The sequence below is a fragment of the Arthrobacter sp. B2060 genome, assembly GCF_059090445.1.
In genome coordinates, this window is record NZ_JBNHFR010000001.1 from 74,446 (window position 1) to 88,529 (window position 14,084).

The 14,084-nt window shown below is 61.1% G+C and carries 15 protein-coding genes and 1 pseudogene; 11 read left to right on the forward strand and 5 right to left on the reverse strand.

Annotated elements, in window-relative coordinates; all coding sequences use genetic code 11:
• Nucleotides 1-365: 365 nt before the first annotated feature.
• The gene (locus AC5RUM_RS00415; protein WP_494033092.1) at nt 366-614 is read right to left on the reverse strand and encodes a helix-turn-helix domain-containing protein; all 249 of its coding nucleotides are present in this window, start codon (nt 612-614) and stop codon (nt 366-368) included.
• A 248-nt stretch (nt 615-862) separates the two neighbouring features.
• Between AC5RUM_RS00415 and AC5RUM_RS00420 the strand changes: the two genes are divergently transcribed.
• The 5 genes from AC5RUM_RS00420 (at nt 863) to AC5RUM_RS00440 (ending at nt 4,467) form a co-directional block, all read left to right on the forward strand.
• Nucleotides 863-1,063 (forward strand): hypothetical protein, encoded by a 201-nt coding sequence (locus AC5RUM_RS00420; RefSeq protein WP_494033093.1) that lies wholly within the window; start codon nt 863-865, stop codon nt 1,061-1,063.
• A 279-nt stretch (nt 1,064-1,342) separates the two neighbouring features.
• Nucleotides 1,343-1,774, forward strand: coding sequence for a LexA family protein (locus AC5RUM_RS00425; RefSeq protein WP_494033094.1), 432 nt, complete (start codon nt 1,343-1,345; stop codon nt 1,772-1,774).
• Nucleotides 1,767-3,065, forward strand: a complete 1,299-nt coding sequence (locus AC5RUM_RS00430; RefSeq protein WP_494033095.1) for a Y-family DNA polymerase — start codon at nt 1,767-1,769, stop codon at nt 3,063-3,065. The genes AC5RUM_RS00425 and AC5RUM_RS00430 overlap by 8 nt, the downstream gene beginning before the upstream one ends.
• A 77-nt stretch (nt 3,066-3,142) precedes the next feature.
• Nucleotides 3,143-3,418 (forward strand): hypothetical protein, encoded by a 276-nt coding sequence (locus AC5RUM_RS00435; RefSeq protein ID WP_494033096.1) that lies wholly within the window; start codon nt 3,143-3,145, stop codon nt 3,416-3,418.
• Nucleotides 3,419-3,444: 26 nt separating this feature from the next.
• Complete coding sequence (locus AC5RUM_RS00440) at nt 3,445-4,467, forward strand: ATP-dependent DNA ligase (protein WP_494033097.1); 1,023 nt, start codon at nt 3,445-3,447, stop codon at nt 4,465-4,467.
• A gap of 427 nt (nt 4,468-4,894) precedes the next feature.
• Here the strand turns inward: AC5RUM_RS00440 and AC5RUM_RS00445 are convergent, their stop codons facing one another.
• Entirely contained in the window at nt 4,895-5,023 is a 129-nt protein-coding gene (locus AC5RUM_RS00445; RefSeq protein ID WP_494033098.1) for a hypothetical protein, read from the reverse strand.
• 9 nt (nt 5,024-5,032) lie between these two features.
• On the reverse strand, nt 5,033-5,749 hold the full coding sequence (locus AC5RUM_RS00450) for an SOS response-associated peptidase (protein ID WP_494033099.1): 717 nt from the start codon (nt 5,747-5,749) through the stop codon (nt 5,033-5,035).
• Nucleotides 5,750-5,836: 87 nt separating this feature from the next.
• Between AC5RUM_RS00450 and AC5RUM_RS00455 the strand changes: the two genes are divergently transcribed.
• Entirely contained in the window at nt 5,837-6,784 is a 948-nt protein-coding gene (locus tag AC5RUM_RS00455) for a hypothetical protein (protein ID WP_494033100.1), read from the forward strand.
• A 491-nt stretch (nt 6,785-7,275) separates the two neighbouring features.
• Here the strand turns inward: AC5RUM_RS00455 and AC5RUM_RS00460 are convergent.
• A pseudogene (locus tag AC5RUM_RS00460) lies at nt 7,276-7,758 on the reverse strand (recombinase family protein).
• A 238-nt stretch (nt 7,759-7,996) separates the two neighbouring features.
• Between AC5RUM_RS00460 and AC5RUM_RS00465 the strand changes: the two are divergent.
• Both AC5RUM_RS00465 and AC5RUM_RS00470 read left to right on the forward strand, forming a co-directional pair.
• Entirely contained in the window at nt 7,997-8,776 is a 780-nt protein-coding gene (locus AC5RUM_RS00465; protein ID WP_494033101.1) for an SHOCT domain-containing protein, read from the forward strand.
• Nucleotides 8,777-8,839: 63 nt separating this feature from the next.
• The gene (locus AC5RUM_RS00470; protein ID WP_494033102.1) at nt 8,840-9,358 is read left to right on the forward strand and encodes a hypothetical protein; all 519 of its coding nucleotides are present in this window, start codon (nt 8,840-8,842) and stop codon (nt 9,356-9,358) included.
• 321 nt (nt 9,359-9,679) lie between these two features.
• On the opposite strand, the gene AC5RUM_RS00475 is transcribed toward AC5RUM_RS00470, so the two are convergent.
• Complete coding sequence (locus AC5RUM_RS00475) at nt 9,680-9,889, reverse strand: hypothetical protein (RefSeq protein ID WP_494033103.1); 210 nt, start codon at nt 9,887-9,889, stop codon at nt 9,680-9,682.
• A gap of 493 nt (nt 9,890-10,382) precedes the next feature.
• On the opposite strand from AC5RUM_RS00475, the gene AC5RUM_RS00480 reads away from it, so the two are divergent.
• The 3 genes from AC5RUM_RS00480 (at nt 10,383) to AC5RUM_RS00490 (ending at nt 12,751) form a co-directional block, all read left to right on the forward strand.
• Nucleotides 10,383-10,991, forward strand: a complete 609-nt coding sequence (locus tag AC5RUM_RS00480) for a DUF3841 domain-containing protein (RefSeq protein ID WP_494033104.1) — start codon at nt 10,383-10,385, stop codon at nt 10,989-10,991.
• Nucleotides 10,992-11,279: 288 nt separating this feature from the next.
• Entirely contained in the window at nt 11,280-12,044 is a 765-nt protein-coding gene (locus AC5RUM_RS00485; RefSeq protein ID WP_494033105.1) for an HNH endonuclease, read from the forward strand.
• A gap of 68 nt (nt 12,045-12,112) precedes the next feature.
• On the forward strand, nt 12,113-12,751 hold the full coding sequence (locus AC5RUM_RS00490) for a hypothetical protein (RefSeq protein ID WP_494033106.1): 639 nt from the start codon (nt 12,113-12,115) through the stop codon (nt 12,749-12,751).
• Nucleotides 12,752-14,084 lie beyond the last annotated feature (1,333 nt).

The window sequence follows — 14,084 nt, forward strand, 5'->3', positions numbered from 1 at the left end:
GGAAGGGGTGCGTCTACGTCGCGCAGAATCACGAAACCCGCTTCAGGCAATACTGACGGGTCGGGCTCCACGCTCCTTGCTGAGAGTTCGTAGAGTGGCCAGCCCGCCGCCGCAGTAACGCCCCTGGCGGTTTCAATGATTTCGTCCCTGTACGCCACATCCCGGAAGGTTGCCACCGTCATCTGCACTAGTCCATGACCCGAGTGTGTCAAAGTGTCGGTTAGCTCAAGAGCCCATTCAGCGGTATCCAACGTTGTCCTCGGATCTCAGTGGGGTAGAAAAACGACGATTTCGGATGGGCGCCTTGGCCCGGCCAGGTATTAGTCGCCGCTACGCACAGCGGATGGATGGGCTTTCACACCGGGCTAATCTTCGGGGCCCCCGCCGTCTTTCAACTCACCTGTGGCAATACGCTCGGCGGTGCGGCGGTATGCGTCAGTTATGAAGTCTTCGAGGTCGGTGGCCCCGATGCGCCACACTCCGCGGCCGCCGACCTGGATGCCGCGCAACTCGCCCGTTTTTAGCAGGGCCCGGATCTGGCTGTCGGAGACATTCAGCTCCTCCGCGGCCTGCTCGATGGTCAGGAAGCGGCGCTTCTTGCTTTCGTCGGTCACCCGTTCATCCTATGTGGAGTCCGAAGTGGCCCTAGGCCCAGAGCAAACGCGTTACGCGGGAATAGCGGTCGCAGCCGAAGATTAGCGCGGAAGGCCCCGTGGAAGAGCGGACCCGACAGGCGAAAGCCGGGGCAGGATCCTCCTCACTGCTTACGTGATTCAGCCAAGTGGGTGGACGACCCCGGAACACCACGCGACAAAGAAGAGAACCAATCACGGCATCTACAGGTAGAAGGTCGACGATCGCCATGGCACGGCTGGTAAAAAACAGCAGACCTTCCCACGCCGAAACGGATGAGATTGCACCGTCACGTCGGCCGGCATCAGTAACCCCCGCGGAGCGGAAGGTCCAGATTGCCGCCGCCAAGGCGAGGATCACACTCAACAAGTTAACAGGCGAACAGACTGAGGACTGGATCATCGCCCTGTCCAAGGAACAGCCGGAGTAATACCGCGCCGTCAGACTTCGACGGCGCGCTTGGATTCACTGCCACCCCCAGTGGATGACGGCAATTGCACTTGAATCTGAAAACCCAAAGCGCGTCCAGATTTTCCTGATACACCACACTGAAGAGCCAGGATCACCGCGAACTGAGGCTGTGTGTCTGCTGCTACGCCGCGCATCGCAGCAGCCCTCCATGAGCACACTAGTTTAGATTGATCCCGCTACATTGTCCGCCCTCCCGCTACACTTAAATATCGAACATATATTCGAATTAGGGTGTGTTGTGGGCGTTGTCATTGGTCCCCGTGTGGTAGACGCGGGAGTCTCATTGTTGTCGGTGCTGGTCTCCCCGGTACCGGTCGCTGCTGGGTACCCGTCCCCGGCGCAGGACTACTTCGACGGCCGTATCGACCTGAACGAGCACCTGATCAAAGACATCACCAGCACCTATGTCGTGCGGGTGACCGGGGACTCGATGGAGGGCGCCGGAATCAGCGACGGTGACGAACTGATCGTCAACCGGGCCCTGGAACCCACCGACGGTTCGGTCGTCGTCGCCGTCCTGGACGGGGAGCTGACCATCAAGCGGCTGCGCATCACCGCCACGGGCGTGGTGCTACAGGCGGAGAACCCCAAGTACCCGGACATCCGCGTCCCTGCGCTGTCGGAGCTGACCGTGTGGGGCGTCGCCACCAGGTGCCTGCACCATGTCTAAGCCGGCACTGATGCGGCACATGCCGCAGATCGCGCACGTGGATGTGAACTGCTTCTACGCATCCGCGGAGCGGGCGTTCAACCCTTCCCTGGAAGGCAAGCCGGTGATCGTGCTGTCCAACAACGACGGCTGCGCTGTCACCCGCTCCCCCGAGGCCAAGGCCCTCGGGATCGCGATGGGCGATCCCTGGTTCAAGCTCGCCCCACGGGCGAAGGAATGGGGCCTGGTCGCACTGTCCAGCAACTACGAACTGTACGGGGACATCAGCGCCAGGGTGATGGAGCTGCTGGGCCGGTACTCGGCCTGGCTGGAGGTCTACAGCATCGACGAAGCCTTTCTCGGCGTCAAAGGCTCCCCGGACGAGCTGCTCGCGCTGGGCCGGGCAATGAAGGCCGCGGTCCGCCGGAACGTCGGCGTGCCGGTCTGCGTCGGAATCGCACCGACGAAGACGCTGGCGAAGCTGGCCAACAAGTGGGCTAAACACAACCCCGCTTTCGGCGGGGTCTGCCACTGGGAGTCCGTCCCCGCACCTGAGCGGGACGCGTTGCTGGGCCGGCTGTCCGTCGAGGAGGTGTGGGGCATCGCCGGACGGCTGACCAGGCGGCTGAACGTGATGGGCATCTTCACCATCGCCGATCTGGTCCGGACCGACCCCGTCGCGATCCGGGACAAGTTCTCGGTCGTGATGATGCGCACCGTCCTGGAACTGCAGGGCACCCCCTGCATCCCAATGGAAGAAGAAAGGATCGGGCGGGACCAGCTGATCTTCTCCCGGTCCTTCGCCAAACCCATCACCACCGCGGCCGGGATCCGCCAAGTCATGAGTGTTTACGGGCAGCAGGCATCGGCGCGGCTGGCCAAACACGGGCTGCAGGCCAAGGTCCTGACCGCGTTCGCCGGAACCTCGCACTTCAACCCCAACGACACCTCCTACCCCTCAGTGTGTGTGCCGTTGCCTATGCCCACCGCTGACCCGGTGATCCTCACCAAAGCCGGCCACGCCCTCCTGCCCCGGATTGTTGAGGGCGTCCGGTACGCCAGGGCAGGGATCATGGTCACCGACCTGCGCCCCACCGGCAACCAGGCACCCCTGTCACTGTTCGAAAACCCCCACGAGGAACGCCACATCGGCACCCTGCTCGAAGACGTCACCCGACGGTACGGGCGCGGCTCCATCGGCCTGGGCCACGGCGGGATCCGGGGCGGGCCGGACTGGACCATGAAACGCGACATGCTCTCCCCCAGATACACCACTCACTGGGACGAGCTCCCCCTCGTCAAAGCCGCCTAAACGGTTGCTCTTTGCACCACCCAGGAAGAAAACAAGCACATGACCATCACTCACGAAGCCCCAACCTCAACACCCCGGTGGACGTCAGGTTCACCATCGCCGACACTCCCCTGGCTGTCCGCTACGACGGGAAAATTTGGGCAGTGGCAGCCGAGCCGGTGCACTGGTTTACCAGGGACTCGTGGTGGGAAACCCGCCGAAGCGGGCCCGTCGGCGTCGGCAATGTTGTAGACATCGAACACTGGCGTGTTCAGGTTCGTCTCGGCGGGTCGAACTCGCCGCTTCGGACCTTTGAACTGCGTCGCGATCCCCTCGCTGAGCAGTGGTTGCTGGAGGCCATCACTGACATCTGAGCCAGGCTGTGCGTAGCGTAGGGGCCATGGACTACGTAGCCGGGCTACCGGCTGGGCTCGCCCCGCCGGTAAAAGTCGCGCTGGCCCGCGCCATCGCCAAGATGCCAAGCGGTGACGCATCACACGGAACTCTACTGTTTGAACCCAAGTGGGATGGGTATAGATGTGTTGCAGTCAGGGATGACCACGGCGCCACACTGTGGTCCCGGCAAGGCAAGGAACTGACAGGGTACTTCCCTGAACTCTGCTCAGCGGTCGCTGCGGCCGTCCCACCGGGATGTGTGATCGACGGCGAAGCCGTGGTCTGGAGCCAGGGACGGCTGAACTTCGACGCCTTGCAGCAGCGCCTGGGCGCAGGACCAAAGACCCTGCCTGCGCTGGTCATGGCAGCGCCTGCCAACTATGTTGCCTTCGACGTCCTGGCCGTGGCCGGACATGACGCAAGGGACCTGCCTCTGAGCGACCGGCGTGCACTCCTCGAAGAACTCGCCAACGGCTGGGAACCCCCGCTGTCACTCTCCCCCATTACCGCCGACCGCGGCGTAGCCGAACAGTGGCTCGAAGAGCTGCCGCACACCGGGATCGAAGGGCTGGTCATCAAAAGCACGAACGAGCCGTACACGCCCGGTGCCCGTTCCTGGTTAAAGCTGAAGCGCAGGGAAACCCTGGACGTTATCTGCGGCGCAGTGATCGGGCCGATCACCCAACCCTCCGAGGTTGTCGCCGGCCTCATCCTTGACGGTGAGCTGCGGATCGTTGGCCGGTCCACCCCATTGAAGGCGAGGGAAAGCCGGGAACTGGCGCGATGGCTTCAGTCTCCAATGGATGAGCACCCTTGGCCGGCCATTGTGAAAGGTACGGCCCTGGACAGGTTTAATCGGGACAAGGAACCCGTGGCGCTGACCCTCGTGGAACCCATGGTTGTGGAGGTCTCCGCAGACACCGCGTGGTCCGGGAGGTCCTTCCGGCATCCCTTGCGGATACTCAGGGTCAGGCCGGAGCTATCCCCTGCCGATGTCACCCTGCCTGACCGACTTCACGCGGGCTAGAGGTCCTTGCGGATGGCTATGAGGTTTTAGCCCTCTTCCAGAAGCGCACCGGGAGCATGTTCCTCATTTTCTACATCTATTTCTGGACCATAAGTTCGACTGACTGGAGAGCCTTCAAGGTGGCGACAGACATAAGTAGCTGGTCCCGCTCCTCACCCAAGCGTTGCCACTCGCCAGGGTCATCTATATCTATGTTTTCTTCATCGGCCATTTTGATGGATGCCTCAACAGCTCGGAGCGCTATCCCGAGGTAGTGGAGGGCTCGAGTATGTGCAGGTTCAAAAGCACTCTCAGCTTCCAGGAATAACTTGGTCCCTCTGCACTTGTTACAAGTGACATAAGTTTTGAACCAGGTGATGCGATCCAATAGCCCGGTCCACTCCACAAGCTGGACGGTGTCTGCCACCTTGAGCGACGAGGTGAGTGATCATAATTTCCTCCCTACTGGTTTATATCTGGACATAGAGGTTTCCCGTGCTTCGTCATAGGTGTCGCCTTCGGCCTCGATGTGTCCGTAGCTGCCGTCCGGGTTAGTAATGGTGCCGGTGACTTTCACCGCATGAGTTTATTTGGCTGCAGGCTCGGCGGGTTCGATGAGCTCCGGCCCGTTGTTCCGCACGCTGTTGACCCGGGGGCTGACAATCCGAGGTGTTAGGGTCGGTTCCGGCAGGGAACCCAGCAAGTGCTGGACCTCGTTCTTGTCGATCAGGTCCGGGTCGAGCCATTCCGCGAAGCGGTCCCGCGGGATGATGACCGGGGAACGGTCATGGACGTGGCCCAAGGCGTCTTGGGTGGTTGTGGTGAGCACCGTGCAGCTGAGCAGCCACCTTTCCGGATCATCTTCCGGCAGGGATGGGTCAGCCCACCACTCGTACAGGCCGGCGAAACCCAGCAACGGCTCATTCTCCGAGTACAGGTAGTTCGGGATCTTCTTCCCGTCCTCAGTCTTCTGCCACTCGTAATAGCCCTCGGCGGGGACGATTGCGCGGCGCTTCACAGCCGCCTTCCGGAACGACGGCTTCTCCAGGATGCTCTCGCTGCGGGCGTTAATCAGCTTGGAGCCGATCTTGACGTCCTTCGCCCAAGACGGCACCAGACCCCATCGGGCGACAATCAGATGCCGGTCAATGGTGCCCTCGTCCAGGCGTTCGGCAACGATCGGCACACTCTGGGTGGGCGCCACATTCCAGCTCGGTGGCGGCGGAGTACCCTCCACCTCCTTGGCCTCAAAGTAGCTGAGAAGGTCGCCGGTGGCTTTGGACATCACGTATCTGCCGCACATGAAGCCATTCTGCCTGACGTGGCCCCAATTAATAGCTGTCGTCAAGCAGGACGATCCAGCCAAGGAAAGCACTGACTGGATGGAAAGATGAAAGACATGGACCTCTCCCCCACAGACATGATGGCCGGTCTAGCACTCCTGGTGGCATGCGTTGCGGCGTGGACCACGTGGCGCATACACAAGGACGCCGGTGGGAGGGTCCAAGTCCGGATGAACGCCGCCGCCTATTTTCCCTTCTCTGGCACCGGCAGCTTGGGACGGAGCGACAAGGGTAAGTTCTTCCTCAACGAATCCCCGGAACCGTCAGTGGAGCTTGCGCAGATCATCATCGAAAACCCAGGCCGCACAGGCGTGACAGTAACGAGCGTCGGCCTGCGCCTCGAGGGACTCAACCGGGCGAATTACACGGTCATCACGCCCCGATCGTTCCTTCTCGAAGGATACGGGGGGTCGGACGCGCGGCCAGAGGACTACTTCCGACTCGAACCCTATGATCGAAGGACGCTGCTGTTCGACTACTGGTCCATCGTCGATGCTGAGTTCGACAAGGATCCATCACTCCGTGAGCTGTCGATCCATGCAGAGGTCACTGTCGCAGGACATAGCAACCCGTTTGACTCGAAGCACCATGGGCATTGGAGGATCCAACGGAATTTTGTCAGCGCCATCGGCGGACACACCATTCGCCGCCCACGTAACATCATCCTCACTGAATTCCTCCGGTCCAACTCACGGGAGCTCGCAGCCATCAACTATATGGACCAATACGCGGTCACCGCGGAGGACACCACCGACCCGAACTGGAACTACACCAAGTTCGAGGAACACCTTAAGCAACTGCTCGAGGACCCATCCATGGACCTGGTACACCTCACGGACCCGCCACTCTTGCATCACAGCGCAGTATTCCAAATCTTCAATCAGCTCCAGCGCCTGGGGCCGAAGGCCAAACCTTTCCCAGTACTAGATCACCGAACGCAGTATTACAAAGCGCGGGGCCTTACTCCACGGACAGAGATCAACGCCGGCAAGTGATCCGCACAGTCCCCCTGAAGAGCCCGCATTGGCCAGCGGAGGTATCTAAGGCTTCTGCATTGGGCATCCCGGGGAATCCTGAAATGGGAGAACCGGATTTTTTCCCCAAGGTTTTCAGGGGACGGTTCCATCTCACCCGACCAAATTTAGGATAGTTCCATGGCCGGGTCTGGAATTGAATCTCCCGAGCCCTACTGGCTGCTGAGGATGCGTCAAGCCGCTAAGCAGCGGCCAAGGACCCGGTTCGTCAAGATCCGTTGGATCGCGTTGCAATACCTGCTTCGGGAGGTCGGCGCTCTGCAGGCATCCCAGGAAGAAGAACCCAACACGTAACGTCACTGTTGCACAGCTGCCCGTTAGCCGGTCGTCCATCGTGCAGCTTTTCGCGGCCAAACAACAAGCGCTGTCGTTGGGCTGTGAATCGCAGCGCTAAATGGCGTTCTTTTTGCAGCGCTAATTGGCACTCTTAGCAGACGGCGCCGCACCAATCCTCAGATGGTGCGCCTTTGGAGCTCGCGGTACACACAGTCGTCCGTACACCCGGAACAGCTCGGCCAGTTCGGCCTGTGTATGCTCGCCGGCGTCATGCAGTGTCAGAAGGTGCTTCCGCTGCGTCTTGGACAATTTTGGCTGCTTGCCTTTCAGTCGCCCCTTCGCCTTTGTGACCGCCATGCCCTCGCGGGTGCGCATCCGGATCAGATCCGCCTCAAACTCGGCCACCATTCCCAGGAGCCGGCCTACTGGGTCAGTCGGGTCGTGACTGTTGCGGTCGAGACTAAGCACAACCCCCTTGCCGTCAGCTCATCGGCAATGTCCCTGGCATCAGAAAGAGAGCGCGCCAGCCGGTCGAGCTTGGTCACCACGAGCGTATCGCCGGCCCGGCAGGCCGCCATCGCTTCACGGAGCCCAGGGCGCACTCGATTCGCTCCCGTAAGTCCGTGATCCACGAAGATCTGGGCCTCCTCCACACCCAGAGCAGCGAGGGCATTGCGTTGGGCGGTAACGTCCTGGTCGTTCGTCGAGACCCGGGCATTAGCTTTGCGGTTTGGCCGTGTCTCGCCGGGCGGTGTTCTGTGGTCGCTCTTGTCGCTAGTTGCCGATGACAACCGGCACGAGATCACTGCTGGCCCCGCGGATACGGCAAGCCAGCGACACGGAACCAGCGTTGTGGCATATGCTCTGCGAAGACCGACGTCGACCACAGGGGGACCGATGTTCAAGCCGCGCTTCGTATTGACCGCAGGGGGGCTGGTTGTCGCAGTCATAGGGGCGGCCTGTGGCTATCTGCTGCCCGTGGGGCTCTACTGCTCAGGCGCTTTCACACTCCAGAAATTCTCAAAGGAAGCGGAGGGAGCGGAAGGCGGCATGTATGCCATGGCCGCCTACACGACCTGCCAGACGAATGCGGTTCAATTCGTACCGATCTGGACGGCTGTCATTGTCGTTGGCCTTGCTCTCTTCACGATCGGCCTCGTATGGTCGCTCGTCGTTAGAGGAAGGTCAGCACTTGCCAAGCGGAACCGCTCCGAGACTGCAGGGGCGTCGGCCATAGCCACCGAGCGGCCAGGCGGTACCCGTTCGACCCCCATCTGGCCGCTGCTGCTGGGGCTCGCGATCATCAGTGTTGGTATCTTCCTCGGGTACACAGTAGGCGTAGGACCGTACTGCGACGGGGCCTTCACGCAGCAGACGTCAGCTGCCGGCGCCGACATCGCCAGCGCAATGAACGGAAGGCTGTCGAACTACTCTGACGAGTGCCGAGCAGCGGCCGGGCAGCAATCGGTGATCTACTGGGGCATCATTGGTTTCGGCGGAGCTGTCTTCGTCCTCGGCCTCGTGCTGCAAACACTACTGGGGCGTCGTCAATCGATCGGTTCCCGACCGGACACAATTGCCGATGAATTGGAGCAGCTCGCACGGCTGCTTGAGCGTGGTGTCCTCACGCGGGATGAGTTCGCTCGGCAGAAGGAGAAGCTCCTCAGTCGAGGGTAGCGAGGTCTATCAACATGCACCACCTGCCACCAGTAAGCACCCCCAACGAGCTGAGAGGAAACCATGTTGCACTCTTTCGAGGACGACCCCCGCACGAGTACCCAGCAACAGGTCGATTTGGACTCGTTGGACGTGACAATCTCGATGTACGCGGTCGATGACCACGATGGGAAACGAAAAGCCCAGTCAGTGTTCCGCGCCGAGCTGGGGGATTGGAATGCCGTCACGGGGACGTACCGCCAGTTCAAGGCAGAGTCCGGATTCTCGTCATACGGCTTCCCGTCCTACGAAAAAGCGGGCGAGGTCTGGCTTGTCACCGACGCGGGAACGGCCGGCGTCGGCGCCCTCCGCATCGCGGGGGCCGCCGAAGTGCATCGGACACCCGATGGCGGCACGCTGGCCTGGGTCTGGGTTCATCCACTCAGGCGCGGCTCCGAAAAGAAGTACACGCCTCGGCTCGCAAATCGACTCCGCGACGAGTACGGGACCTTGGTTCCCCTACCGGAGGACATCAATTCCGAAGCCATCACCCCCGCCGGGCGTCGGTTCTTGGATCATCACTTCCCGACTCCGCAGCCCTGACCTGTCGAAGATGAACGGTCAGGAACCGGTGTCCCGCAAACGTATCCCTCAGCGGGCACCCAATACTCTTGGCGAGGAAGAAGCCTGGGCCACAATTACTTCAGGCACACACGTACGGCATTCGCGAGCGGAAGAGGCCAATGAACCAGCGACTGAAAACACGCCCCGGCCTTCGATCGTAAGCGGAGTTGCGGCCACAAAGCAGGACCCGGTTCTTTCGACGCGATGAACGTAGCGATATTTCCGGACACATCGCGCTGGACACACGAACAAGCTACAACTCGATGGATACGAGGAGCTTTGGCGCCTTGCTCATGAGCGCTACCTGTCTCCGATCACCCGCGATGTTTCCGAGAGGCCCCGGAGCTCTGCCGCTGTTCGCCTCCGGTCCCTATTCAGTTCGATACACAACCAGATTTCAGCAACGAGCAGAACCGCATAGGGACCCAGGGCAGCAACGATCTGCCACCACTCAGCAGGAGCAGTGTGCACGATGATGTGGATAGGTTCGGACGGCAGCGAGTCGGCCACATGGCCAGCCTAACGTTGTCCGTCCGCAACGTGCTAGATCTTCTTCTACCCACTCCGCTACATCAGTGCGCGACCAGAGCTGCAGATTTACGAGGCCATCCTGGGCGAGGCTGATTATCCAACTCGGAAGTCAGCACACGGCGCCGCGACCGGCTTCCACTCCTTCTGCTGTATGAGGCATCGAAGCCTAGGTGGTGGTCGCCACCGCCAGCGGATGACCCGTACTCTTGCCCCGAGCGGCAACCGGTCCACCCGGTGGTCCACCCCGGTCCACACAGCGGTCTTTATCAATTGGTCCAAGGACCACCCTCTGGACCACTAAAGGACCACTCGTGGACCAGCAATGGACCACCGGCGGGCAGCCCCCATCAGTAAGCGGCGATGCGCAGGTCCTGCCTGTGCCAGCGGGATGCTGGGTTTCAGCGATGATGGTGACGTGCCTGCATTTCCGATCACGACAACTCGCCCCGCCCACGCCGTGCCGGCAGGTCGTATGGGCTATAACCTTTCCGCCGAGAAGCTCCTGCTGCACACGATTCAGCCGCAGGAGGTGTTAGACGAGTTGCTGTCCACGGGGATGTTCGTGTCGGACCCGTCGCGCGTGGAGCCTCTGCATGCCGACGCTTACGGATGGCTCTACCGGCAGATGGCTGCGCGAGCGCCCACCACTGGAGATGGGGCAGTCTGGTTCTGGGCACAGATTCGGCGAGCCGAGCTCGTGGAGCTCTGCAGGAATTCACCGGGGGAAGTGCTCATGACGTGCAGAGTGCCCCGCGAACGGGTGGTGCTCTCGCGCTACGGTGACTGGCATTCAGCCTTGAACAGGAGGCCTCTTGTCATTGAACTGCCGGGTGAGACCGACGAGGAGTACATAAGCCGCCTGGATGGCATCTTCGAGGACGTTGACGCCCGTGTCTTGGCCGCCGGAATGGGCCCGAATGCGGACTATCAGTATTGGCCAGAGGATCTGCGGAACGAACTCGAACTGAGCTGGGAGTTCATGCTGAATACCCGCAACTACGGGAGGAATGAATCCTGGCAAGCCACCGTGCACCGCCTGTACGAGGACGACGTGGTGCAGGCAGTCAGGCTGAAGGGCTGAATAGGGTTCGGGCTTTCCGGCGGCCGTAGGCCACAATCGTGTTGGTCACAGCAGATCTACGCCGCCGAGAAACTCGCGGCAGGAGCAGCACAACGTAAGCCTCGATGCCGTCGACAGCTTGCAGCCGCAATGACGGCCCCTCACATTGGGCCGCCTATTCTCAGTAGATGAATGTTCCAAGCCAACACGCCCTTTCCGCGGCTATACGGCTACCTGCTACGCAGAAAGCCGGGGCTTTCGAGTGATGAAACACCGCAAAGTGCTGGCTTGACCTGCAACACTTGGCCCATGACAACTGCTGCCGCCAACCCTGTGTCACTCCGCTTCGAAGCGGACCGGTGCGCGAACTGCTTCGAGCCGCTCCCTAACGACGACAAGCACACGCCAGCCCTGTTCTGTACGGAGCTGTGCAACAGCGTCGCCAAGGACATCCGGTACTGGCGCAAAGCGCTCAGGGACGGGCGCCTGCAGAACGACCCAGAGGTCCGTCTGGCGCTGCACACCCGGATCGCCCACCTCCTCGCCGGCGGCTACAACGCCGCGGGCCGGACCATCCCGGCCGGGGTCAGGGCATTCGTCTTCGGCCGCGACGAGGTTTGTGTCCAGTGCGGCGGCCCCGGTCAGGAGATCGACCACGTCGACGGAGATTCGAACGATCCCGAAAACCTGCAGCTGCTGTGCAGCCACTGCCACCACGACAAAACGGCCTCCCATTTCGTGCCGGCGACCGAAGAGCAGAACGCCTTCATTGACCGCCTGGAGCAGGAACGGGTCCTGCCGGACGAGCCGGCCCAGCTGTGCGACGACGACATGTTCTGGCAGGGTGCCGAGCGCATTCTCCGACCGGAACGGCTCAACCGGATCCGCCACGCGGCCGCCGGCTACGCCATCGACTCATCGGGGGCGATCATCACGCAGCTCCGCGCCGGAAAGGGGCGGCGCCGAGGCATTGACGATTCCCTGGACGACGACCACTCCGCACGCGGCCTGGACGATGACTCGGGATATGGTCCCGACAGCTACTACGCCAGGGCAATGAACAAGGACGACTGACGCCTCCCTTCCAATCCCACAGTGATCGGCAGGGGCGTAAGTTGTGGGGGTGAGTGAAGGAGGCAGCCATGAGCGGGACAGCACCTAGGAGCCCTTCCGCGGCGAGCACCCGGCGCGGGGACGCCGCAGCAGCCTTAGGTAGCGCACCCCTCCAAAGGGTCCTTGCCTCCATGCACCTGAAGCTAACCGCTGAGGACCTCGTCGCCGCGTTGGAAGCCCTGCAGCGCAGTGACTCGGCCGTGGAGCTTCCTGGCCGCGACCGCGACTTTTGGGCTGCCCGTTCGGGGATCACCCCGGACCCAGACGCCGTCTCCCGCGGATCTGCAAACAACGCCGCGGCGCAGGTCCTGATGGACTCCTCGTCGCTTACCGCTGCGGAGGTCGCCGAGAATCTGCGTCTTTCGCCTTCAACCGTCCGGCAATACAAGGCGGGGCGGAAGCTTTACTCGTACTTGGCCAATGGCCGCCTCCTGTTCCCGACCTGGCAATTCACCGAGCAGGGAAACTGCCCCCTTCCCGGTCTGGTCAGAATCCTCGCTGCTCTCCCTCATGACCTTCAACCGCAAGCTGTGGCCGGTTTCTTCCTAACCCCTCAGCCGGACCTGGTCATCAACGGTGAAGCGGTAACCGTGGCCGCGTGGCTGCAGGCTGGCGGCTCAGTGCAGTCCGTCCTCGCCATGGCCAGCGCCCTGGCTGCCGGGTACTAAGGGGTATGCGACGGACTAACTGAAACCGAGTGGGTCCCGGAAGTCATCGGGGAGTTTGGTGTTACGCGGCGTCTAATTTCCGGTTCTTTGGGCTGGTCGTTCGTCCGCACGCGGATTCCCTACCTAGCCTCAACTTGAACGCGGCTGCGCGTAGTGTGAAAAAAGGTGGAGGCGATGGAGGCCTGGATAACGGCAGAGCTCAAACAAAACTGCGGGGCCAATCGTCCGCACGCGGATCCCTGGCTTATCGCGTGAAAGCGAGTTTTCTGGTTATATCCTTGGCTCTGAAATCAACCGAACTATGGCATCACTGTGGAGTTTATACGGCAAACAGATTGAAGACTTACGTGGAAGGTAAACCCCGAATTCGTCCTCATAGAAATGTTATCTGAGAGACGGATCCGCTAGCAACTCGGCAACCTTTGGCCCTCAAATTGGTGCTCTAGACTGGCATCCCGACTTTTCGGCAGCTACGGCCTTTCCGCGAGTACTGATTCACGACCCGTCCGGCCACTCCCACCAAACGACCACGAAACGACCAGGTGGTCGAGTGGGAAAATCCGCGGAATATAGGGGAATATAGGGCCCCTACTACTACTACTCTACTTAAACGACCTTAAAAGAGAGATATATATAGGGGACCCTTGTTCTCTTCCTAGAGAGCCCCCTCCTTCCTACTTAGTACACTTTCCCTTTATATATATGTCCCCTCCCAGGTCGTTTTGGTCGAGCGGGAGGTCCGACGGGAACAAAAACCGCGCCAGCATTGGGATGCAGGGCCATTTTGCCACTCTACCGGCGGTAGGTTCTCGAGCGATTGAGGGGTCAATTGTGGTGGAGTACTGGTTCCATTACAGGTGAGAGACCTTCCTTTTAGGCCTCGTGATACCGGAGGAACGAGATTCCGGCTCTAGACGATGGTTATCACGTAACCCTGCGAAGCCCTGGAAAGCATCTTTCCCACGGCAGGCAGCCCTAGCCGCAATCGCATTCGCCCTAGGGCAACGCTCACAGCATTCAGTCATCTCAGCGCCTGCAGATTTTTATGGGGGATAGTCTGCTGTGCCAGCACTTGCGGAGTCTTGCCGAACGCGCGAGGACAGGGAGCCGGCATTTATGAGGACACCGGATCGGCAAGCAAAGAAGCGGTCGGATACCCGGGGAAGCCCACTGGCGCACCTGTACCTATTGAACCGGTTACCGTCCAGACGTGACACCGGCGGGTCTGACGACTTCGTGGACCGGACACGTTCGGGCCGCACAGCGACTAGGACGGCGCTCCGCCTCGACGTGTGGCAGTAAGCCGGCTCCGTACACGTGATGTCTGAGGCAT